9 protein-coding genes and 4 pseudogenes are annotated in these 23,764 nt (G+C 55.8%); 11 read left to right on the top strand and 2 right to left on the bottom strand.

The features are described from left to right. The first annotated feature begins 257 nt into the window (after nt 1-257). From V3W40_RS19605 to V3W40_RS19580, 6 genes are read left to right on the top strand one after another with little or no spacing between them, the layout of a single operon-like run. The gene (locus tag V3W40_RS19605; protein ID WP_330215529.1) at nt 258-2,147 is read left to right on the top strand and encodes a calcium-binding protein; all 1,890 of its coding nucleotides are present in this window, start codon (nt 258-260) and stop codon (nt 2,145-2,147) included. Beyond that, entirely contained in the window at nt 2,036-8,173 is a 6,138-nt protein-coding gene (locus V3W40_RS19600) for a S8 family serine peptidase (RefSeq protein WP_330215528.1), read from the top strand. Before V3W40_RS19605 ends, V3W40_RS19600 begins: the two co-directional genes overlap by 112 nt. 15 nt (nt 8,174-8,188) lie before the next feature. Beyond that, nucleotides 8,189-12,940 (top strand): calcium-binding protein, encoded by a 4,752-nt coding sequence (locus tag V3W40_RS19595; RefSeq protein ID WP_330215527.1) that lies wholly within the window; start codon nt 8,189-8,191, stop codon nt 12,938-12,940. 26 nt (nt 12,941-12,966) lie between these two features. Further along, a complete protein-coding gene (locus V3W40_RS19590; protein WP_330208323.1) occupies nt 12,967-15,126 on the top strand; it encodes a type I secretion system permease/ATPase in 2,160 nt (719 codons plus the stop codon). 3 nt (nt 15,127-15,129) lie between these two features. Then, nucleotides 15,130-16,554 (top strand): HlyD family type I secretion periplasmic adaptor subunit, encoded by a 1,425-nt coding sequence (locus V3W40_RS19585; protein ID WP_330215526.1) that lies wholly within the window; start codon nt 15,130-15,132, stop codon nt 16,552-16,554. Continuing rightward, nucleotides 16,554-17,945 carry a TolC family outer membrane protein gene (locus V3W40_RS19580; protein ID WP_330215525.1) on the top strand — a complete coding sequence of 464 codons (1,392 nt, stop codon included), beginning with the start codon at nt 16,554-16,556 and terminating at the stop codon, nt 17,943-17,945. The genes V3W40_RS19585 and V3W40_RS19580 overlap by 1 nt, the downstream gene beginning before the upstream one ends. 50 nt (nt 17,946-17,995) lie before the next feature. Here V3W40_RS19580 and V3W40_RS19575 read toward each other — a convergent pair whose 3' ends face one another. Then, a complete protein-coding gene (locus V3W40_RS19575; RefSeq protein WP_330208320.1) occupies nt 17,996-18,205 on the bottom strand; it encodes a hypothetical protein in 210 nt (69 codons plus the stop codon). 829 nt (nt 18,206-19,034) lie between these two features. Here V3W40_RS19575 and V3W40_RS19570 point away from each other — a divergent pair. Together V3W40_RS19570 and V3W40_RS19565 are read left to right on the top strand one after the other, a co-directional pair. After that, nucleotides 19,035-19,481 (top strand): annotated as a pseudogene (locus V3W40_RS19570) (HlyD family efflux transporter periplasmic adaptor subunit); the annotation flags it as partial. Between the two features lie 752 nt (nt 19,482-20,233). Further along, a pseudogene (locus tag V3W40_RS19565) lies at nt 20,234-20,906 on the top strand (hypothetical protein). 120 nt (nt 20,907-21,026) lie between these two features. On the opposite strand, the gene V3W40_RS19560 reads toward V3W40_RS19565, so the two are convergent. Continuing rightward, nucleotides 21,027-21,182, bottom strand: coding sequence for a hypothetical protein (locus V3W40_RS19560; protein ID WP_330215524.1), 156 nt, complete (start codon nt 21,180-21,182; stop codon nt 21,027-21,029). A gap of 629 nt (nt 21,183-21,811) precedes the next feature. On the opposite strand from V3W40_RS19560, the pseudogene V3W40_RS34805 reads away from it, so the two are divergent. The 3 genes and pseudogenes from V3W40_RS34805 to V3W40_RS34795 all read left to right on the top strand — a co-directional run. Further along, nucleotides 21,812-21,992: pseudogene (locus V3W40_RS34805) on the top strand (IS3 family transposase); the annotation flags it as partial. Nucleotides 21,993-22,101: 109 nt separating this feature from the next. Continuing rightward, nucleotides 22,102-22,872: pseudogene (locus tag V3W40_RS34800) on the top strand (MCP four helix bundle domain-containing protein); the annotation flags it as partial. Further along, complete coding sequence (locus V3W40_RS34795; RefSeq protein WP_442962858.1) at nt 22,867-23,730, top strand: methyl-accepting chemotaxis protein; 864 nt, start codon at nt 22,867-22,869, stop codon at nt 23,728-23,730. The pseudogene V3W40_RS34800 and the gene V3W40_RS34795, both read left to right, overlap by 6 nt. Nucleotides 23,731-23,764: the final 34 nt, after the last annotated feature.

Genomic DNA, 23,764 nt, shown 5'->3' with positions numbered 1-23,764 from the left:
ACTCGGAGCGTGCTTCGGTGAGTTATTCGGGCAGGCCGTTGAGGTCGTCGAATCGGCTTGAACTCGCCGGGGCGCTGCGCTCCATCATGCGTTAGCCCCTGGACGTTATCATGATCGGTTAGGTGCGCGACCTGGATACCTGCCGCATCGCCATCTAATCGTTACTCACTGGTCACTTCGCGCACTCGCCCCCGTACGCCAACAGCGCCGCAGCTACTATATCAGTAGTAGCTGTTACTTGTTGTCAGAGCTTCCGAATGAGCTCTATCCAGCAGTTGAATACCTTTGCCGACAGTATCGAGCAAGCACCGGCCTATGACGCCTACAAAGAAAACAAGGAACAGCTCAAGACCTGGCTCTCCAATCAACTCAATGGTTCGACTAACCACAACGGCAGTATTCTGGATGTGGCTACTGACCCCTCGACGCTCAATCCGTCCAACCTGAACCTTGGCGGTACAGGCGGCGGACAGGGTTTGCTGCAGTCTGGCGCAGGTTACGCGGCGACCATGCTTGAACGCTATGTGAACCGTGACGGTATCGAATTCGTCTCGCCCAGCAACGTGGTGACCGGTGGCACCCGTCCCGGTAATGGCAGTGTCAACGATCTGGCTGCACAGATGGCCGCGCTGCGGGCCCAGACCCAAAGCGCGGGCTCGATGGGTGAAGAGGGAATGGGCTGGGAGATGCCGACCCCGGCCAGCGGTAATCATGGGGTAGTGACTCAGAATGGGAAGAGCTACAACGCCACGCTGTACTTTGATGCTCAAGGTAACTGGATTGGTTTTACCCCGGATGCAGGCCAGGTGGGCACAGTCAAGTTTGCGGATGGGCGAGAATTCGAATTAAACAGCTCCCAAACGATATTGGTGGGTGAAAATGCCTCCAATGCCAACGGTGGGGTGAGTGCCGATGGCTGGTGGGTTGTCGAGAGTGACTACGTCGCGGCGTTATTGGACGCCAAGCAGGCTGCCGATACGGTGGCGGATACCGACCCGATTGTGCTCGATGGCGGCGGTGATGGCGTGCGCATCGGCGTGGGGCAGATAGACTTCGACCTTGATGCGGACGATGTCGCAGAGCGCTTACCTTGGACCGCTTCCACAGATCCGATTCTGGTCCTGGACCGCAATGGCGATGGCCGTATCGGCAATGGTTCAGAACTTTTTACCCTGACCGCACAAAGCGCCGGAGCTCGTCCAGCCCTGGCAACGCTTGACTCCAACGGTGACGGCAAGCTGGATGCTACGGACAAAAAATGGTCCGCGCTGCGACTGTGGGCCGATCGCAATCAGGACGCTTACGCCAGCGCTGGTGAGCTGTCCAGTCTGGCAGATCTCGGAATCCAGTCCATCAACCTGGCGCCAATCTCAGGCTCGGTGGCCGGACAAACAAACGTCAAAGGCGTAGTCGCCACCTACACCAATGGGACGACCCGTACCCTTTGGGATGTTGACCTCGCGTCGCAAGCACCTTCGGGCAAACCGTTGACTACCTCATATGCATCGGGTGTCGACAAATCCGTACTCGGCGAGCAAACCGCATTGGTGGCCAAGAGTGCGCTGGGCGTGCGCCTGGACCTCAATGGTAGCGGTGCGACCCAGGCGATCGGCCACGTGGGCGACGACACGCTGATCGGCACCTCAGGGAATGATTGGCTGATCGGCGGCCAAGGAGCCGACAAGTTTCAAGGTGGTGCAGGCAGCGATCTGTTGGTCATTGACCATTGGGATCGCCAAGTGGACATCGATGGTGGTGCCGGCATCGATACAGTGTTGATCGCGGACGACAGAGGCGTGTCCCAGGCCAATATCGAGGTGGTCTACGGCGGCTACGGCGCGGATGTGCTGATTGGTGGCGGTGCGGATAACTACTTTATCGAAGGTGCTGCCGGTGATGACTACATCCGCGGCGGCGGCGCTGACGATGCGCTGTCGGGCCAGGATGGCAATGACGTTGTCTATGGTGGTTCCGGCGATGACCTGATCCGTGGAGGCCGTGGCAATGACCAACTGTTGGTGAGGCCGGCGGCGATGTGCTTGACGGTGGCGCTGGGGATGACCTTATTGATGGAGGCGCCGGTGACGACATCATCATTGGCTCAGGCGGTAACGATGTCATCGACGGTGGGGCCGGCATCGACCTGATCCAATTGTCGGGCAGTTTGTCGCAATACCGTTTTGTTCGCACCGCCAGCGGAGCCTATCAGATCACCGACCTGGTCGCTGACCGTGACGGCACGATGCTGTTGAACAACGTCGAAAGCTTTGCGTTCAAATCGGGAACAGCAATGACCGCCCTGGGGCTCGGGCTGGATGCTCCGCTGCCCGTTGACGACCGAATTTCCGTAGCGGCCGGCGGCCCGGTGACTATCGCCGTGGCGAACCTGTTGGCCAATGATCTGGACTTCCAGCACCTGGATGCAGCTCAGTTGAATATCAATTGGGTTGGCGACGCTATCGGAGGAACGGTCCGACTCAGCTCGGATCGTTTGAGCGTGACGTTCACCCCGACGGCTGGTTACAACGGACCGATTGAGTTCAGCTACCGCGTCAACGATGCACAGGGCAACGCAGCACCGATCATCGCGAACACGGGCGACAGTACCCTGCAAGGCGAGATGAAAGCCCGAGTGCTCTTGGTGCCCGCGGGTGCTCCCAGCGATCCGGATTACGTCAAGCAATGGTACCTGGGCGCTGTGGGTGTCGGAGCCGCTTGGGAGCGCGGATACACAGGCAAGGGCGTCAAGGTGCTGGTGCTTGAACCCAGTGGTGAGTTTGCGTCGGATCGCCAGGTGGCCGATCTCAATCATCCCGACCTGGTTGCTAACAAGAGTGGCAGCTTCAACGACACCCGGGTACATGCGACGCACGCGACCATGGTTGCCGGTGTGATCGGCGCGGCTCGTAATGGCATTGGCGGCGTGGGCGTTGCCTACGATGCGACGCTGGATGCCAAAGGGTTTATTCCGTTCTCCAACCCGACGGCGACGGTGGCGCGTTTTCGCGAAGACCTGATGTCGATGCAGTACTACGACGTCGTCAACAACAGTTGGGGGCAAAGCAACCCTGATCAGTTTGGTTGGTACGCCGGCCTGACCGCAGGTGACCCCGCGCTATTGATGCAAACCCAGGCGGAGTTTACCGCCCAGCGAATCGCGGCCACACAGGGCCGTCAGGGTCTTGGCACTGTCATGGTGTACAGCGCCGGGAATGACCGTGCCAAGGGCTATGACGCCGGGCTCAGCACGCTGACCAGCAACGAATACAGCATTACCGTTGGCGGGGTGAACTTGATTGGCAATGTGGGTGGCAGTACCCAGCCATCCCGGCCATTCAGCAATCGCGGTGCCAATATTCTGGTGTCTGCACCAGCCTCCAACATCATGACATCCGGTGTCCAGGTTGAGACCGCAGATGGCAACAAGATCGGCAGCACCAGCGCAGAGACGCAGGGAACATCATTTGCAGCGCCCATTGTCTCGGGTATCGCCGCGCTGATGTTGCAGGCCAATGCAAAGCTGACCTACCGAGACGTGCAGACGATCCTGGCCTTGACGGCCCGCAAGGATATGGGCACTGGCACCGTCTCGGGCACCACTTGGTCGAATAACCGAGACCTCGGCTGGAACGGTGTCGGCATGCATTTCAGTGACGACTTCGGCTTCGGCATGGTCGATGCGTCCGCTGCCGTGCGCATGGCAGAAACCTGGACGCCAGGTTCCTCCACCGCCGAATACACGAACTCGGTGGCGGCGCAGGCGGATGCATTGCCGGACATGGGACAAAGAACTCTGTCGTTCTTTGTCGACAAGCACGTGGGGGCCGAGCAAGCGCTATTGCACCTGAGTGTGGGCCATACGCGCTGGAGCGATCTGGTGGTGACCCTGATTTCCCCGTCCGGCACCCGCAGCGTGCTATTGGATCGGCCTGGCCTGGCCGGGCACATTGCCAATCCCTCGGGGGCGACGCTGCTGGACGTGGACCTGATGAGTGTGCAGTTCCGAGGTGAGGACACCTACGGTAACTGGCAGTTGGTGATAGAGGACAAGGCCGTCGGCGCTGCGGGGTTGGGTGGAGTGAGTGCCAGCCTGCAGGTGGCGGGTACTGCTCAGGACGGCGTAAAGCACTATGTCTTGACCGATGAGTATGCCGGCAACTGGCGGATCGATCCGGTGTCCGGCCCTTCTGAATTGAACGCCGCCGCCGTCAGCAGTGCGGTACGCATTGACCTCTCCGGTGCCACAACAAGTCTGGTGAATGGACAGACTTTGACGGTCATGCCCGGAGTAGATCGGGTGGTGGGCACCGATGGCAACGACACGTTGCTGGGGGCGGATGGGGACGAAACCTTGATCGGTGCGCGTGGCAACGACACCTTGACTGGAGGCGATGGCAAGGACCGATTGGAAGGTGGACAGGGCAGCGATGTCCTAGACGGCGGTGCGGGTAAGGATTTGCTGGTGGGCGGTATGGGCGACCGCTTAACCGGGGGCACCGAAGCAGACATTTTCCTGATTGAAGACGACGGTCCTGGCACCGTGACGATTGTTGATTTTAATATTGCCAGCGGCGACTCATTGGTATTGCGTGAGAAGGATCGCCTAAGCACCAGCAACGTCAGCCAGGCTGTGCAGGCAGACGGCCTGCACTTGAGCTACCAGGGCCAGGGTGGCACACGTAATGTTGTGTTGCAGGGTGTCAAGCAGGCCTTGACCGACACGCAACTGAATTGGATGTCGGCCAGCGGTGAGGTAAAGATCAACCCGGCATCCGACGGGGTAACCACCAAAAACGTTATCTATGTATCCCCCATTCCGGTCGTAGGTCATAAGAAACCTTATTCACGAGATGGCCTCACCGTGACGGAAAACGGCGTCTATTTCAATGGCGTGGTCAGCGGTGGCGTGGTGTCTTATCACAACGGCGATCGAGTAAGTTTCAACCCGACGTTGATCCAGGAGCGCCAGGCCGACGGCAGTCTGTTAAACCTTTATTTGGTCGACGGTCAATCCTATACCCTGGAGCAACTGGCCTATTGGTTTGAGGTGCAGGGCGTGACCTGGGGGCCACAGGGTACCGAAGGTGATGACCTGATGCTGGTGGGGCGTTCTGTAGTCAGCGCTCCCGTCGGATTGTCGGATAAATGGCTCAAAGCTCTCACGGACAGTCGCCGGCTATTCGACGCTGGCGGCGGAAATGACGAGGTGATTGGCGACGATTCGGCTGATCGAATGCTCGGCGGCAGTGGTGACGACATCCTGACCGGTAATGGCGGCGACGATGAACTCGATGGCGGAACCGGAAAGGACTTTTTGTACGGCGGTGCTGGTCAGGACAAGCTGAGCGGCGGCGACGGCGACGACCGGCTGGAAGGGGGCGCCGGTGGCGACATTCTTGAGGGCGGTAAGGGTGACGACACCCTGATCGACGTGTCCGGCGGCGACACGCTGTCCGGTGATGACGGCGATGACATTCTGCAAGGCGTTGCGGATATCGGTGCCGAAGTGGTGTTGTTAACCAATGACGCCGTTGGTGGTGTGCGAATTGCTGGCCCCAGTTCGGTCATACGCGGCGGTGCCGGTGAAGACACCCTTACAGGCAGCGGCATGCTTGAAGGCGGCGACGGCGACGACACGTTGACCGGCTCGGGCTCGCTGTGGGGCGGCGCGGGTAACGATATCCTCACTACCCGTGGTGGCTTGCTGTACGGCGGTACTGGCGCTGATCGGTTTGTGTTCGCGGCCGGCTACAAGACGTCGGTAATCGCCGATCTGGAAAGCCTGGATACGGTGGAGTTTCTCAACGCCGGCAGCTTGCAGTTGCGGACGACGGCGACCTATTCAAGCAATGACGTCAATACTTTCTCCGCCCGCATCAGCCTGATCAACAGTGACGGTGTGCGTGTGGTGCTGGCGTTGCCGTTCACCTTCAGCGTTGACCGGCTGGCTGCCGGCAATATCGACCTGCTACCTGGCAACTTCCAGTTCCAGGGCGTCCCGCGCCCGTCATTGCTGCTCAACGGCCAAAACCTGACCCAGGGCGCAGACATCATCGTGCAGGAGCGCCTTGGTGCCACCTCGTTCAGCACCCTGGGCGGTGACGATATCGTGTTCGCCCGCAAGGCCAACGGCCTGACCATCGACACCGGTGACGGTGCTGACACCCTCTATGTGTTAGCCGGTGGTAATCGAATCGACAGCGGCGCGGGTGATGACCACATCCAGATGCTTGCCAGCAGTTCGACCGGCGTCGATACGCTGATCGGTGGGCTGGGGAATGATGCGATCACTGCAGGTAGCGCCGGGGCCATTATCTACGGCGATGACCTGGCGGGCACTCAATCGGGCAACGACACACTGCTCGGCGGCGCCGGGGATGACACTCTCTACGGTGGTGGTGGTAACGATAGCCTGCAAGGCAACGCTGGCAAGGACACCCTGGATGGCGGTGCCGGGGACGACGTGCTGGATGGCGGCGACGGTGATGACCGACTGAACGGCGGCGTAGGCATCGATACGCTGATAGGCGGTGTCGGTGATGATGAGCTACGTGGCGATGCCGGTGACGATGTGCTGGCAGGCGGTGCGGGCGCCGACAAGCTTTATGGGGGCGTAGGCAACGACAGCCTGACTGGCGGCGCGGGTAATAACTTGCTGTACGGTGAGGAGGGGGACGACTTGCTCTACGGGGGCGAGTTTAACGACGAACTGTATGGCGGCGCTGGCAACGACACGCTGATTGGTGGCGATGGCGTTAATGCCTATGAGGGCGGCGCAGGAGACGATGTGATCATCGCACGCTCCGGCACCGACACGATTCGTGTGGGCGCAGGATCTGGTAACGACACGGTGTGGGCACTGTCGGCGGTCGACACCATCCAGTTTATGGACCTGAACCTGGAGGCGGTTACGTTCGAGCTGTTCCACGAAATTCGCGGGAAGATTTCCTGGGGAAATAACTCACTGAACCTCAAGGACTTCTCTGATGACACCACGGTGGTGTTCGCCAATGGCGTGCGTAAAAAACTGCGGGATTTTGAGAAGAATGATGGTTATGCGCCTGTGGATTTCGGCTGGGTGGCGGTGTACGACACCAAGTTGATTGGCGATAAGAACAAGCTCAGTGCTTATGCAGGCACTGCGGGTGATGATCATCTGTATAGCGGGCCGATTCTTTCCACCGATGCAGCCTATTGGTATGTGGTGGGGCGTGAAGGAAATGACGATCTGGCGGCCGGTGGTTCAGGGGCTGTGCTTGATGGCGGGGCGGGCAACGATAAGTACCTGGCCAGCAACGGTGCAATGGTTATACGTGGCTCCTATCAGAATGAAGGCGAAGACACGTTGGTCGTGTCAGGTCATACCGCAGAGAACCTGCTCTTTTATCGCGTCGGCAATCCATTGCAAGGTAGTTTGATTGGCTCCCAAAGTACTGTTTCTCGTGAGGGGACAACGGAGCTACAGCGTTATCTTGGGGTGACTGGCGATCCGTTGCGGTTCGGATTCAAACCACAGAGTGATCAGAGTCTACGGTCCTTCGACACACTGCGCGTGCAGTCGCGAGACGGAAAAATAACGATGGATATCGTGGGCTACTTCGCCGAAGGGGTTCAGCACAACAACGTCAAGAATATCTCGTTCACCTCAATCCTCGATGACCAGGGCAAGGCCATTGTCATGGACCTCAATACGTTACTACTGAGCCATGGTCGCATGACACGAGTCGATCCTGGTCAACAAGGTCTTTACAATATTACTTCGGGACAGAGTTTTTACTTGGCCGGGTTCAACCTGAGCAATAGCCGCAAATCGTCTATGGTTATGGGGGCTGAGGCGAGCGAATACCTAGAAGGTCGCTTCAGTTTTCGCCTGGGGAATATCAAAGTGCCCCCGCCCGGCAGCCCATCGTCGATGTACAACTATACCTCTGGTGGCAACGATCTTTCGGCTAGCCAAACCAGCTTTGGTATTGCGCCCTCAAACGCATTATTGGACTCCACCTCCTACAGGGATGTGGTTGCGCAGTCAGACGTTTTGCTAGGCAACGGTGGTGACGATACGCTTTGGGGAGGCGGGGCATACCTGGAGCGCACGTGGCTGGCGAGTGGGAAGCGCCAGCGCGATACGTCGACCACTCTAAGTTCGGAGAGGTGGTCGCGTTCGGTTTATTAAAGTGATGGATTGCTTTTGCCAGATCCAAATGGCGCGCCATCACTGAACAACTCCTATCAGTTACGCGACTACCTGAACGGTGGCGACGGCGACGACACCTACCTATATCGCAAGGGCGATGGTGGCATGACGGTCATGGCCCTGATCGGCACGGCGGGTGCGGGAGCTAGGGGTCAGGATCGCTTGAGAATGGAGGGTTATAAGAGCGAAGAGGTCACGGTTGAAGTCCTTTATGATGGGGCACTGCGTATCTCGGGAGGAGGCGTCAGCTCTCTGGCCGCAGATGTCATTATCGAAGTGGGCGAAAATGGCGAGCAGCAGGTTGATTCTGTTGTATTCGATGACACCACTGTATCAATCGGTACGTTGATCTCGGCAGCGGGCGTTATAAACCCAAGTACACGCCCTGCGCCTGCAGATGTGGATATGCTGGCTGACAGCGTGCGCAATCTCCAGGGAGTAATGACGGAGGCAAATATCAACCTCGGCACGGCGGCTTCGGAAACTATTCAGTTGAGTGGCAACGTCTACGCACGTGGCCGCGAGGGTGCGGATACCTATGTGTTTGATCGGGCCAACCTTAGTTTTGGGGTTGTGCAGATGGATCGAGGAGATCGAGTCGTAGAGCGAGGTGCGAACGCCGATACCGTAGGCCTGCTGCGCGACGACGCCAACAATCGTCATGCTTGGCAGTTGGGACGTCTTGACCCTACGCGCGCCAAGGACGGTAAGTACTCTCTGGACGCCTGGATACCCGTATCCGCTGACAACGAACTGGCCAGTGACATTCTGCTCACCTTTGAAAAGACCCAGGCCGACGGTTCGGTCCTTACTAGCTACTTGGTGCTGGCGGATGTGATGGGCGCTAATGGCACTTTTTTTGATCCTTTCTTTGATGCGACCGTCAGGCTTGACGGATGGTTTGGGTCCCAAAACCAACCGGTGGTCGGGACCATGGGCTCTGATCAACTCATAGCACCTTTTTCCGGTGGCACCGTGTATGGGCGAGGCGGCAATGACTTAATTTCCGGCGGCTATAACTCCGATGATCGGTTGTATGGCGGTAGTGGTAACGATGTGCTGTATGGCGGTACCCGCAATGATGAATTGTATGGCGGCGATGGCACGGACACACTCTATGGAGGAGAAGGCGATGACATGCTTGTCGGAGGCGCCGGGAACGACTATCTGGCTGGTGGGATCGGCGACGATACCTATATTTGGGACGATGCCAACCTGGCCAATGAAATCCATGAAAATGCTGGTGAGGGCAGCGATACGATCCAGACTTCAGTGAATCTGGACCTAGGCAAATTTGCCAGCATCGAAAATGGACAACTGACTGGCGACAAAAACCTTACGCTCACCGGTAGCGAAGGTGGTAACCGCTTGTTAGGCAATGGTCGGGGCAGTCGTCTTATAGGCCTTGGTGGCAATGACGTATATGTGATCAACGGTCCGGACGCCGTCATTGAGACTGTCAATGGGGGCTACGATACGATTCAGACCAGCTTGAGCGTGCTACAACTGGCGGCGAACGTCGAAGCTCTGGTCTCTATGGGGATCGGCCTGCAATTGACCGGTAACGGACTGGCTAACGAACTGCACGGCGATGCCGGTAGTAATGCTCTGTATGGCCTAGCAGGCGACGATCTGTTAAATGCCGGAATGGGTGATGACACGCTCAACGGTGGTCGCGGAAACGACCTGCTGTATGGCGGTGGCGGCAGCGATACTTATGTGTTCAATCGCGGCGATGGTCAAGACCTAATTATCAACGGACTTACCGGCGTGACGCTGCAGACCGGGACGTTATTGTTCGGTAATGATGTCAACGCTCGCCAACTCTGGTTCAGTCGCTCGGGCGATAATCTGCTTGTCGAGGTCGTGGGTACAGAGGATCGGGTCACTCTGAGAGACTGGTACGCCAATGCAGCTAATCGGCTTGAACGGATTTTGACGGGCGATGGCGTGGCGCTATACGAGATTGATGGCCTGGTACAAACCATGGCTGCGTATCGGGCGGCGCACCCGGAATTCAATCCACAGGTCGGGTTTGAAGGTCCTGATGACGCAACTTTGCGCTCGGTGCTTGCGGCTGCCAGTGTTCCCCGAAGTGTCGTGGTACAAGGGCCCCCTCAAGGAAGTCCTGTCGCCGATACCATGCGGGGCACATCGGGTGATGACGTCTACTACGTTGATCATCGCGATGACAAGATCATCGAGGCGCCGAATGCCGGCACCGATACAGTCGTCGTATCTTCCCAGGCGTTGGTCCCTTTGCCGTATTACACCCTGCCAGAGAATGTAGAGAATGGGCGCATCCTAGGGACAACGGGTATGACCCTCTGGGGCAATGCGTTGGCGAATGTCCTTTATGCCGGGGATGGGGACGACCAACTAATTGGTAGTACTACCGCGAGTGACGTGCCTAACAACGATACTGTGAGTTATCAATATGCAAAGTCGGCGATCACCCTCAATCTGACCTTTGACCACTACGCACCAGAGGTGACAGGTGGGTCTGGCAAGGACGAGCTGCTTTACATCGATAATGCGATTGGGAGTGGCTACAACGATACGATTACGGGAAATGCAAAGGGAAATACTATTGACGGTGCCAGTGGCGCTGACTGGATGGCTGGTGGCAACGGCGACGATACCTACGTGGTCGAAAATGCTGGTGACATTGTCATAGAAAACCGGAATGCCGGCACGGATACAGTCAACTCCTGGCTCATCAATTACATCCTGGCTGACAACGTCGAAAACGCTCGTATCTTGCAATTGGGCAAGACCTGGTTGACTGGTAATGACTTAGCCAATGTCATTTACGCGAGCCAGGACAGCAACGTGATGGATGGCGCGGGAGGCAGCGACACTGTCAGTTATGAAAACATGACCTCGGCGGTGGTGGTTAGCCTGGACCTTGCCAGCGACCAGCAGACCGCTGGTTCTGGTAGCGATACCTTGATCTCCATTGAAAACTTGGTCGGCACTCGTTTTGACGACGTACTGACCGGCAATGCGGGGAACAACCGGCTCGATGGCGGGCTCGGGGCCGATACTTTGCGTGGTGGGCTGGGTGATGACACCTATGTTGTGGATAGCAGCAATGATGTGGTGATCGAACTGACCGATGGCGGTGTGGATACCGTGCTCTTATCTGTCGATCAATACACCTTGGGGCAAAATATTGAGAACGTGCAGATCCTTACAACAGGCAGGAGCAGCCTTACTGCCAATGCCCTGGATAACCGGATTGACGCTACGGTCGGGGATAATTTTATCGACGGTGCCGCCGGCACGGATACGGTGTCTTACGCCAATTCTACGGGCGGCGTCGTACTCGATCTTGCCTTGACCGCTATCCAGGCCACAGGAGGTTCGGGCAACGACACTTTGCTTAATGTCGAAAGCCTGGTGGGCAGCCAGTTCGCCGACAAACTCAGGGGGAATAACCAGGCCAATACTATGTACGGCGGCGAGGGCAGTGATTGGCTGGAGGGGCGCGATGGGGACGATATTCTGTCCGGTGGCGCTTTTCATGACACCTTGATAGGTGGACTCGGCAACGATACCTACCTGTTTGGTCGGGATGATGACAGCGATCATATTGTTGAAAATGATGCAACGCCTGGTAATACCGACATCGTGCGGTTCGGTGCCGCCATCCTTACCAGCCAGCTCTGGTTCAGCCGTGAGCAGAACGACCTGAAAGTCGCGATCATTGGTACCGATGACTATCTGCGGGTGGGTGACTGGTACCTTGGGTCGCAGTATCGCGTGGAAAAATTCCAGACCGCTTCGGGGGCAATCTTGTTGGCGAGTCAGGTCGAGGCGCTGGTTCAGGCCATGGCCAAGCTGACGCCACCGACTGAAGGGCAGAAGCTCATGCCCAGCAGCCTTATGGCCGTGTTGAAGCCGGTACTCGATGCGAACTGGCAGAGCGGGCCTCCCCCACCGAGCGCTAATGACGGCGACGACACACTTGTGGGCGGGCCGGAGGCCGACTCACTATCAGGAGGCGCCGGCGACGATACCTTGTTCGGTAATGCAGGCAACGACACCCTGGTGGGTGGCTCCGGTCGCAATACCTTGATTGGTGGGCAGGGGGACGATACCTACGAGGTTTCCAGCGTCGAAGACAAGGTTGTCGAAATGCCCAATGAGGGCAACGACTTGGTCCGTTCCTATGTCTCCTTTACGTTGCCGGAGAATGTCGAGCGAGTACTGCTGGTGGGAGATGGCGCTATTGATGCCATGGGGAACGATGCTGCCAATTCCGTGCTCGGCAATGGTGCCGCCAATACCTTGAGCGGCGCAGGCGGCAACGACATCCTTAATGGATTCGCGGGTAACGACACGTTGATTGGTGGTACGGGTGATGATCGGTACCTGATGGTGAGCGACTCCTTCGGGTTAGACCACATTATCGAAAACGATGCCACAGTAGGCAACGTAGACACGATTCTATTGGCTTCTGGTGGACGTACTGCCGACAAGCTTTGGTTCCGTCATGTAGGCGATGACCTGGAGATCAGCGTGATCGGGACTGACGACAAGGTAATTGTGGATGACTGGTACCTGGGCACTCAGCATCACGTTGAGAAAATTCAGGTCAGTTCCAAAGTCCTTCTGGATACCAAGGTAGAAAACCTGGTCAATGCCATGGCGGCGTTCACGCCTCCGGCAAGTGGTCAAACTACCTTGCCACCTGCTTACGCCACTGCCTTGGCGCCGGTGATCGCGGCGAACTGGCAATGAGGGGCGAGCACGAACATCCACGTCCCATGAAAAATCTCGATGAGCAGGCTGGCGTCGGCGGGAGCCCTCCCTCAGGTGAGGGCGTCGTCGATACCGGCCTTCTCTGTCTGGCCATGCTTGCTCGCTATCACCAGGTGGCAGTCGATATCGATCAGTTGGCCCATGAGTTTCGCGGCGATGCCGAGCGGTTCGGTGTGACCGAGGTATTGCTGGCGGCGAAAAAACTAGACCTACGGGCTCGAAGGGTGAGCACCCGAATTGAGCGTCTCGCTACTACCCCGCTGCCGGCGATGGGCTGTGACCGGGATGGCAATTTTTTCATCCTGGCACGGCATGACGCCGACAAGGTGTTGATCCAGGATCCTCGTCAACCAGGCCCCAGTGAATTGAGCCTGGAAGAGTTGCAACAACGCTGGGCAGGCGAATTGATCCTGATTGCTTCTCGCGCCTCCATCGCCGGCGACCTGGCGAAGTTCGACTTCAGTTGGTTCATTCCTGCCGTCGTTAAGTATCGCCGGTTGCTGCTGGAAGTGTTTGTAGTGTCCTTCGTTCTTCAGCTCTTTGCGCTGGTCACGCCGCTGTTCTTTCAGGTCGTGATGGACAAGGTGTTGGTGCACCGCAGTTTTACGACACTGGATGTGATTGCGGTCGGGTTGTTGGCGGTCGTCACCTTCGAAGTGGTGCTCAACGCGTTACGCAGTTATGTGTTTGCCCACACCTCCAGCCGTATCGACGTGGAGCTTGGGGCCAGGTTGTTCCGACACCTGTTGAATCTGCCGCTGGCTTATTTCCGCGCCCGTCAGGTGGGCGACTCGGTGGCGCGGGTACGTGAGTTGGAAAACATCCGTTCGTTCCTGACTGGCAACGCCATCACGGTGGTACTGGATCTGTTTTTCTCCATTGTGTTCCTGGCCGTCATGACCTACTACAGCGTCTGGCTGACGCTGATCGTGGTGGTCTCGTTGCCCTGTTATTTCCTCTTGTCCGTGGGTTTTACGCCGGCTCTGCGTGCGCGGTTGAATGAGAAATTCAACCGTGGGGCGCAGAACCAGTCCTTCCTAGTGGAGACGATCAGCGGTGTGGAAACACTCAAGGCCAGCGCCGTTGAACCGCAGTGGATACGTAAGTGGGACAACCAGTTGGCCGCTTACGTCAAAGCCGGGTTTCGTACCACCACCATCAGTACCGTTGCCAACGGCGGTGTGACGCTGATCAGCAAACTGGTCACCGTCGGCACCATGTGGCTGGGGGCGCGTTTGGTAATCGATGGGCAGTTGACTGTCGGCCAACTGATTGCCTTCAACATGCTCTCGGGGAACGTCGCAGGCCCGGTAATGCGTCTGGCGCAACTATGGGCGGACTTCCAGCAGGTGGGCATTTCGATGCAGCGGCTGGGAGATATTTTGAATACCCGCACCGAAGTGCATACCCCCAGACCAGCATTACCGCCTGTGCGTGGCACGATCGAGTTCGACAAGGTCGAGTTTCGTTACCGGCCAGGTGCACAGCCTGCGTTGCGAGGTGTGAGCCTGGCAATCAAGGCCGGGGAAACGGTAGGGATCGTCGGTCGCTCCGGTTCGGGTAAGAGCACCCTGACTAAGCTGGTACAGCGCCTGTACCAGCCGGAACAAGGCCGTGTTCTGGTTGATGGCGTGGACATCTCGACCATTGACGCCAGTTCGTTGCGCCGCCAGATCGGCGTAGTGCTTCAGGAAAACGTGCTGTTCAGCCGTAGCATTCGCGAGAACATCGCCCTCAACGATCCCGGCACGCCATTGCAACAGGTCATCGCGGCGGCGCAGTTGGCCGGTGCTCATGAATTTATCGCCGAGCTGCCCGAAGGTTACGACACGATGGTCGGCGAGCAGGGTTCAACGCTGTCGGGCGGTCAGCGTCAACGCATTGCTATTGCACGGGCGCTGCTGTCCAATCCCCGCATCTTGATCTTCGATGAAGCCACCAGTGCGCTGGACTATGAGTCCGAGCGCATCATCCAGCAGAACATGCGCCAGATCAGTCAAGGCCGGACTGTACTGGTAATTGCCCATCGATTGTCAGCGGTGAAGGATGCTCATCGCATCGTTGTCATGGAACGCGGCGATATTGTCGAGCAAGGCACGCATGCCGAACTTATCCAACGAGAACAGGGGCATTACGCGGCCCTGCATCGCATGCAACAGGGGTAGTGCATGGCTTGGGGACAGACTTTCAGCGCTTGGGGCGATTTGTACAAGCGCTATGCTGGTGTGTGGGCGGCAGCCTGGCGCGAGCGCAAATCCTGGGAGCGCAAGCGGCATTCTGCTGACGAGGCAGAGTTTCTGCCAGCTGCTTTGTCGTTGCAGCAGAAGGCCGTATCGCCAGCGCCCAGAGTGGCAATGTGGCTGCTGATTGCTTTTGCGGTATTGGCGGTGTTGTGGTCGGTCTTCGGCCGGGTGGACATCGTGGCGACCGCCCAGGGCAAGATCATTCCCAGCGAAGGTACACAGGTGGTACAGCCCATCGGTACGGCGACCGTTAAAGCCATCCATGTGCGCGAAGGGCAGTTCGTGCGGGCAGGGGATTTGCTGATTGAGCTCGACAGCACCATCACCGGGGCCGAACAGCAGCGCCTCGTCAACGAGTTGCAGACATGGTCCCTGCAGGTCGCACGCGCCGAAGCCATGCTCGCGGCGATTAACACAAAGCGCAAACCCGTGCTGGCGCAGATTAATGTCGATTCTCGGGCGTCGGCGGATATGCAGCGTCTGGTAGAAGCGGAGTTCTCGGCAATGCAGGCCAAGCAGTTCGGCATTGATGCAGAACTGGCGCGCCGGCAGGCCGAGCATCGCTCAACGCTGGCCCTGGTGAGTAAGCTGGAGAAAACCTCACCCATCGTTCGCCAGCGTGCCGAGGCCATGAAAGATTTGGCTGGCGAGCAATACGTGGCGCGCAATACCTATCTGGAACGCGAGCGCGAAAGTATCGAGCAAGAGTCGGACCTGGCGGTACAGCGCAGTCGCTTGAAAGAAATCGAAGCCTCCATTGCGGAGGTCAGACAGCAGCGTGAAACCCTCTGGGCCGATGCCCGGCACGCCAGCCTCGAACGCTTGAACGAAGGCAGTCAGCATATTTCCTTGCTGGAGCAGGATCTGGTCAAGGCTCGGCAGTCCGAGCACCTGACTCGGCTGACCGCGCCAGTGTCCGGCACTGTTCAGCAGTTGGCCGTGCGAACGCTAGGCGGCGTAGTAACAGAGGCTCAGCCGCTGATGCTGGTGGTGCCGGAAGAAAAGGTCCTGGAGATCGAGGCTTTCCTGGAGAACAAAGATGTCGGCTTCGTGCTGCCTGGGCAAGAAGCCGAGGTCAAGATCGAGACCTTCCCCTACACCAAATACGGCATCGTGCCGGGCACCGTGACCTCGGTCTCCAGAGACGCGATCAATGACGAAAAACGCGGCCTTATCTACTCCATGCGGGTCGCTATGGCGCGCTCAAGCATTACCGTCAAAGGCGCCGACATTCGTTTAACACCGGGTATGGCCGTGACCGCAGAAATCAAGACGGGCCGGCGTCGGGTAATCGAGTATTTCCTCGATCCCCTGATGCAGTACGGCAGTGAAAGTATTCGGGAGCGTTGATGACTGACAGGATAGGCGTTAGCGGCAGATGGTGTTGGACAGTTCTGGCGCTTGCTGTGTTCTGCCTCGAAAGCCAGGCGAGTAACCATGCCACAGGCCTGATGGAGGTCTACGGGTTGGCTCTAGAGTACGACCCCACTTACCACGCTGCGATGAAGGAGCGTGATGCGGGTCTTGGGGAGCGAGCGATCGGTCGGGCTGCGTTGCTGCCAAAATTGTCGCTCCAGTACCAGAGCGGCCGTAATGAGTCCGAAGTCACCCAGCCTGGTTTTTTCGGTTCAACTACGACCGATCGCAGATACCGCAGTTATTCGTCCTCGTTGACGCTGGAGCAACCGATTATCGACTATGAGGCGATCTCGCGTTACTACCGAGGAGTGGCCCTGGCGCACCATACCGACGCCCGCTTTCGAAGCCGCAGCCAGGAACTCGCGGTACGCGTCACTCAAGCCTATACCGAGGCACTGTATGCCAATGATCAGATCGAACTGGCCCAGGCCCAGAAGCGTGCGTTTGCTGAGCAGATGAAGCTCAATGGACGGCGTTTGCAAGTGGGTGAAGGCACCCGCACCGATATGTTGGAGACGCAGGCGCGCTACGATCTAGCGCAGGCCCAAGAGATCGAGGCGCAGGATAATGCTGATGCAGCGATGAGAGATCTGATCGCGATGGTCGGGCAACCTCTAAGTGCCCAGGACCTCGCACCCCTGGCCGTGACGTTCGAAATGCTGCCGTTAGAGCTCAACAGTTTTGAGGCCTGGCGCGACATTGCGCTGCTCAACAATCCGGAGCTGGCCTCGTTGCGCTACGCATTGGATGCCGCAGACGAACAGATCGAACAAGCGCGTGCCGGCCACCTGCCTAAGGTCAGTCTCTATGCGACGGCGGGGCGCCAGAAATCGAGTTCGGAGTCCACCTTTGATCAGCGCTACGTCACTAACAGTGTGGGCATTCAGGTCAGCGTACCGATCTTTGCCGGTGGCGGTGTATCGGCGACGGTGGGACAAGCCGTCGACAACAGTGGCCGGCTGCGCTATGAGAATGACGCCAAGCTCAATGAGGTAATGAATGATTTGCACAAGCAGTTCAACCTGTACAACAGCAGCTTCGCCAAAATGCGAGCGTTTCAGCTTGCCGTAAACTCGGCTCAGGAATTGACCGTGGCGATGAAGAAGAGTGTAGCAGGCGGGGAGCGCGTCAACTCCGATATTCTGGATGCTGAGCAGCGATACTACGACGCGCTACGCAATCTGGCCCAGGCGCGCTATGCCTACCTGACGTCGTGGCTGAAAATACGCTTCCTGGCCGGCAAGCTATCGGATGTGGACATAAGTATCTTGGCACAGTGTTTTGATGGAAAACTCAACTCACAACACGTGAACGGCCAATAATTAATATGGTCTGATGCATAGAAATCGGTCTTTAGGAATACCGACACCTCTCAACGCAGCTCTAAACCCGGATTGCCAGGGGCGTAATTTTTCGATGTTTCGGAGTAAATTTCTGGAAGATTATGTGGCGCGTCGAGTCGCACTTGCAGTTGCTCGGCAAATACAAGCGCTTGACGCTCGTTGCGAAAACGCACAACACAAGTATCAAGCTTTGCCAGCCAGTCTGTATCGCACGGTGATTGCTCTATCCTGATTTTCATCTTTAAAGCGTCTATAGGCAAATATAAGTCAGTGATACCTCAAAGCTCAAGCCAAGCGCAAATTAAGCAGTTTATAGCTAATTTGGAACTCCTCCACGCTGGAGGCAGCAGAACAAGAATTGGTTTCCTTTACAATAGTGCTTCAAGAAAGGCCTGAGGACTTGAGGCTGTGTAAAACGTTTCCGAGCGCTACAGGTACTCACCACCGAGCTGGAAATCGCGCATCTGTGCGATTTCCAAGTCTGCTGACACGCCGATAATTTTCAGATTTAACGTAGACGCGTGCACTTCAATTTTTGACGAAGCGTTTTCACACACTCTGGGCCGATAGCATCCATTACAGGTCGCCGAACTGTTGATCTCCTGGTCTCCGGGCCTATGATCCCTCATCAACTGATTGGAGCATCATGGTGGTGAAGCGCACCGTCAATGCGGTGGTCGAGGCTGGTGAGACCCTGATTCGGCAATTGGTTGAGGGCCATTCTACGGCATCGTGAAGCGGCGGCTTCTGGTTCGCCAGAGCATGAAGTATCGCGATCTCTATCATTTCTGGTCGAAAAAATTTGCTGTGAATTTTCGCATTTGCAGCCTCTCCTGACGAAGCTGCACTACCATAGTGCTCTTAGTCGGTAAATTTGGCGCATGATAAGGTTATGTGCGAGGAATTTCCGATTGACGTGGTCTCCTCAGATAATCAGTCGCGATACCCTAAGCTCCGTTAGTTCATCTATTTCAAAATGTCGCACCCGGCACACTCCAATGCCGGGCCTGACGCCGAATGACGCGGCTGATTAAAGGGGCGATATGCTATTAAGAGACGTTCAGACAGCTCCGCGCGTCGGTTGATGGCACAGTCCAGCAACTCTGCGCATACCGTGGGTGGCGTAGTGACGCCGGCGCATGCGTTGGTGGTCATTGTGCGTACCCACCAGCCTGTCGAAGTGGAGGCGATGATGGAAACTAGGATGTGAGGTTTGTGCGTGCTGGCCAGGCGGTGACGGTCAAGGTGGAAACCTTAACCTTCAACCGTTATGGCACCGTTGAAGGAAAGGTGATCGGGGGTGTCCAACGATGCGTTAGACGATGAAAAACGTCGGCACGTCTACAGCAGTCGGATTCGACTGAAAGAAGATTATTTGAATATCAAGGGAGAACGCGTTGCGCTGTCGCCGTGTATGTCGGTGACGGCGGAGGTCAAGACGGATCAGCGTAGGTGCTGGATTACTTCTTGAGCCCTTTGCATCAGCATGTTCAGGAGAGTTTGAGAGAGCGCTAGGCGGACTATTTTCATTGATGGTGTTCGGTCTGGCGCGGTTCAAACAGTCATAGTTCAAGGTCCTCGCTTTCGCTGGATTGCTGTGTGCAGCTAAAACTGAAAATACTCCTCGCTGCGATACTTTTTCAACTATTCCACTATAGGGAGCGCTGCAGTGTCATGTACTTTTGGAAATAGCGCTCGCGGTGGTGAGTTATCTTTTGAATTTAATTTTTCCGAGGAGGACTGTCAGCTAGTTATACTCGAGATGGTAGTTCGTTGCCACTTTTCGTTCAATGCCCCGAAATGCGCTAAGTCAAGAAAAGAGTATTAGATGGTAAATTGATAAGTTTGCGTATGAGTCATATTGATCCTGAGCGATATGACCAAGATAGAGTAATCGAAGGGCGTAACCAGACAGACACATAGACGATATAGATTTTTATGTTGTCGGTTCACCTGCGTGGCGAGACGTCTGTTCGCGCACGATATTTCTATTTCTTACCAATACTTTTCAAACCATAAAAACGTTAAGGACATCGATGCTGCTGTTCTGTCCTTTCTCGATGAGCATCTGGTTCGCGGAGGTATTGAGACCTAATGAAACTTGGGATTACAATTTATATAAAAGCCCGCGTGAACAGATGACCAGCGATTACATCAGCGGCAAGTTCAGCTAAGCCACACATCGGGTCAATGCCGCATACCTGCGGAAGCCAAATGGATTTGGCGGGCATCCGGTAGCCTTTACCAAGTGTTTCCAGGGAGTGCCAATGCCTGCTACGTATCGCCTTGATTTACCAGCGATTGAACGCGCACTACGGGAAGTGCAGAGCCGCTTCATCCAGTTCAGCCAGCACTTCACCGAGCCGCGCGACCCGTTGGCCGATGAAGTTCTGAACAACGTGCTTGAAGGTTATGCCTTGGTTGACGAATACGTTGCCCGCGGCGTCGAACTGTTCGATCTTAAGCAAGTGTACCTGATGCTGGAGATCAACGCCACGGTGCTTTGTGGCCCGGACCCGGCGCGCCGGTTGGAGTACGCGCAGCACCTGGCAGCGACCGAGGCGCATTTCTTCAACAATATTGAGGGGGCATCAAGGATTTGTACAACTTGTATTGTGCCTATCACAGCGACTCGGTCTGGAAGTGCGCAGCAGGCGTCTATGTACGCATTCTCAGCAAACCGCAGTGGGGCGCTTATCGTCAGCTATCTGCTGATGTGCGCGGGCCTGCCCCCTTTCGTGTTGACACTGGAAAATGCCGAAGGCTATTTCAACCCGTCCTCGGTGATACGCAACTCTGCCAAGCATGGCGTCAAGGCGTTGTACGAATTGCCCAAGATCAGGAAAAAAGTACGCAGTGTTTTTAGAAGAGCAGGCACTCGACCCCATGAAGTTTTTTCTCAAAGGCCAGTCTTTACCGCTCTACCAAGGTGGCCGCTGATGAACGGGTCCGCTCATGACATCCGCTCGCCGGTGAGGATGTATTTGCCCGACAGCTTGCCGGGTTCCGCAGCTGTGCGCGACTTGTGGGCAGGTACTCCTGCAGGCCCTGTCAAATACTCTAGATGCCGCCGATCAGGCGCTCGGGGTAGTAGCGCTGATTGCGTTCGCTGGAGATCTGGCGCCGCGCGACGCAGAGTTCTCTAGGGTTCGGCTGACTTATCATTACCTTGATGTCGACCTGTTCTGACGCACGCGCCACTTGGACGGTGGGCATCATTGACAAGCCGCAATTTACGCTGATCGCAGCAAACAGGATTCGGCGAGGAGATGCAAGTAGGAGGGATGGCTTGTTCAAGGCTGGGCTTCGGCAAAGCTGACTGGGGGCTTTCAGGATATCGGGATCTGGGGAGGGGCTTCCTCAAAAAATACTTATCTGGAGTACGCAGATTTTTCATGGAGTAGACCTTTCTTGCGGTAAGGCATGTGCACTGCTGTTTTGAGCTTTACAGCGGTTCAACCCGGCGAAAGCCAACCGTACTGAATACAAATTAGCGGCGGCAAGCCAGGGAGAAATGGCAACGGTGGAGGTTGATTAACGAGGGGGCAGTATGCCGAGGCAGAAGGCCAATTCACGGGCATTCGACACCTGGGGGATCGCACTATCTCGGTACCCACTTCATTGATGGAGGTTGCTATGACAGAGCGCTCCTAGCAGCCGAACTACTGGAGTATCGGCGAGAAGTGAGTTCCACCGAGTTGATGGAGATGGTCAGAAGAGCTAACAATATGTTGCTCAGTTTGCGTAGACATGATCAGAAGGGCTGAACAGCCAGTTCGATTTCAGTGCTGCACTGCAGCTGTTGATGCTCGCGTTTAAAAAGAAAAGGTAACCGACTGCATTGCTTGAAAGCGGGATGGATACTGACCACGGATTACCGAGCGGCCCAACAAGAAGTCCAGCGTGAAATCACCCCCATGTTTTGATGTATTGCTACAACTGGATTCACCAATTCAACGATGGGTTGGCGCCAGTGCGGGCCGAGAAAAACTTAACGTCGTGTCTGGAATTCGGCGATCACTATAATAATGACATTCTGTATAGGGAGTACCGTTCGTCGAAATCTATTTTTGAGACTAAAGAATTTCAGTTATTGGCCGAAAAATAACTATGTGCCATTTTTGAGGAAGATTTCATGAGTTTACGAAAACTTAATCTAGCTGCTCGTTCTGCCCTTTGTTTTGGTTTTTTTTGCACGTTGATCATCGTGCTAGGGGGGGGTTCAATACAGCAAGCTTCGATTTTGAATGGCGCAGAAAAGAAGATTGAGACGAATATTGTGCCTAGCTTCAAAGTCTTAGGCGTACTTGAACGCGAATTTTTAAGTCTGCGCAATAGTAACAGCAAATTGCGTAATGCAGACGAGAATGATTCCACAAGAGCGGATAGCAAGAAAGATATTATTAGATCCCAATCGTTAATCCAGCAAAGCATGGATGATTTATCTCGTCTTATCGTCACTCCCCAAGGCTTGGCAGCCATTAGTAGCCTTAAAGACTCAATCGAGAAACTCAATAATGTTCAAGTGAAGTATTTGGCATTGGTAGATGCCAAGAATTTTAGTGAGGCGATCAGCTTTACGAATAGCGAAGTAAGAAACGTTTTTGATACCGGCGCCCGAAATATTTCAGCGTTGAAGGACATTAATGACGTAAAAGCAAACGCGGCAGGCGACGAAGCCAAAGGCGCTTATAGTCGAGCGATAACCTTGGCCAGTTCATTTATTGTTGTTTCTTTAATCGCTACCATAGCACTTGCATGGTTCTATACCAAAAGCATAATGACTCCATTACACAAGTCGTTGATGATTGCTGAGCGTATTGCGGCTAACGATTTTAGTCAGGAGATATACGCCGATGGTACTGACGAAATGGGGCGCCTCCTTGACGCATTATCAAAAATGCAGAGCAATCTGCGCAGTGCTATCATTCAAATAGGCGATTCTTCAACCCAATTAGCAGCAACAGCAGAGGAAATGCATGCCGTCACGGAAGACGCCTCTCAGGGATTAGTTCGTCAGAATAATGAAATAGAAATGGCGGCCACCGCCGTGAACGAAATGAGCTCGGCCGTGGACGAAGTTGCGAGTAACGCGGCAGAGGCCTCCAGTGCCGCCTCGAACACTGCAAGAACGGCAATCACCGGTAGAGGCAAAGTAGATGAAACGGTAGTTGCGATTAATATCATGGTCGATAATGTTGGGCTGACCTCGGTCAGCGTGCGCGGTCTAGCAGAGATGGCAGCGGATATTAGTGGAGTGCTTGATGTAATCCGCTCAGTCGCTCAGCAAACTAATCTGCTAGCGCTTAATGCCGCGATAGAGGCCGCACGGGCCGGGGAGGCTGGCCGTGGGTTTGCTGTGGTGGCAGATGAAGTTAGGGCGCTCGCTCATCGTACCCAGTTGTCGACAAGCGAAATTGAAAAAATGATTCTCACCATTCAGGCGAGTTCTACTGAGGCAGTCACTTCCATGGACCAGACTAGCCATCAAGCAGGTAAAACGTTAGCGCTGGCTCAGTCGGCGGGATTAGCACTCGCAGAGATCACTGAGTCGATTGAACGTATCAACGACCGTAACGTGCAGATAGCAACAGCCTCTGAAGAACAATCGCTGGTCGCAAGACAAGTTGACGAAAATTTAGTCAGTATACGTGATCTTTCTATCCAGTCGGCGGCGGGTTCACGACAAACGTCTGTGGCCAGCGCTGAACTTTCTACCTTGGCCGTTGAGCTAAGTCGATTGGTTGCAAGGTTCAAAGTTTAAACGTCTAGAGCGTTGATTTCGAAAATAGTGTTTT

Source organism: Pseudomonas sp. AM8 (assembly GCF_036346475.1).
Taxonomy (GTDB): domain Bacteria; phylum Pseudomonadota; class Gammaproteobacteria; order Pseudomonadales; family Pseudomonadaceae; genus Aquipseudomonas; species Aquipseudomonas marginalis.
The sequence above is the reverse complement of the archived record's forward strand: the minus strand, read 5'-3'. Positions and strand labels throughout refer to the sequence as shown.

What these genes read in the sequence shown, in the direction of transcription:
- V3W40_RS19605 (WP_330215529.1), top strand. Translation starts at nt 258, where the DNA reads ATGAGCTCTATCCAGCAGTTGAATACCTTTGCCGACAGTATCGAGCAA.
- V3W40_RS19590 (WP_330208323.1), top strand. Translation starts at nt 12,967, where the DNA reads ATGAAAAATCTCGATGAGCAGGCTGGCGTCGGCGGGAGCCCTCCCTCA.
- V3W40_RS19585 (WP_330215526.1), top strand. Translation starts at nt 15,130, where the DNA reads ATGGCTTGGGGACAGACTTTCAGCGCTTGGGGCGATTTGTACAAGCGC.
- V3W40_RS19580 (WP_330215525.1), top strand. Translation starts at nt 16,554, where the DNA reads ATGACTGACAGGATAGGCGTTAGCGGCAGATGGTGTTGGACAGTTCTG.
- V3W40_RS19575 (WP_330208320.1), bottom strand. Translation starts at nt 18,205, where the DNA reads ATGAAAATCAGGATAGAGCAATCACCGTGCGATACAGACTGGCTGGCA.
- V3W40_RS19560 (WP_330215524.1), bottom strand. Translation starts at nt 21,182, where the DNA reads ATGCCCACCGTCCAAGTGGCGCGTGCGTCAGAACAGGTCGACATCAAG.
- V3W40_RS34795 (WP_442962858.1), top strand. Translation starts at nt 22,867, where the DNA reads ATGCAGAGCAATCTGCGCAGTGCTATCATTCAAATAGGCGATTCTTCA.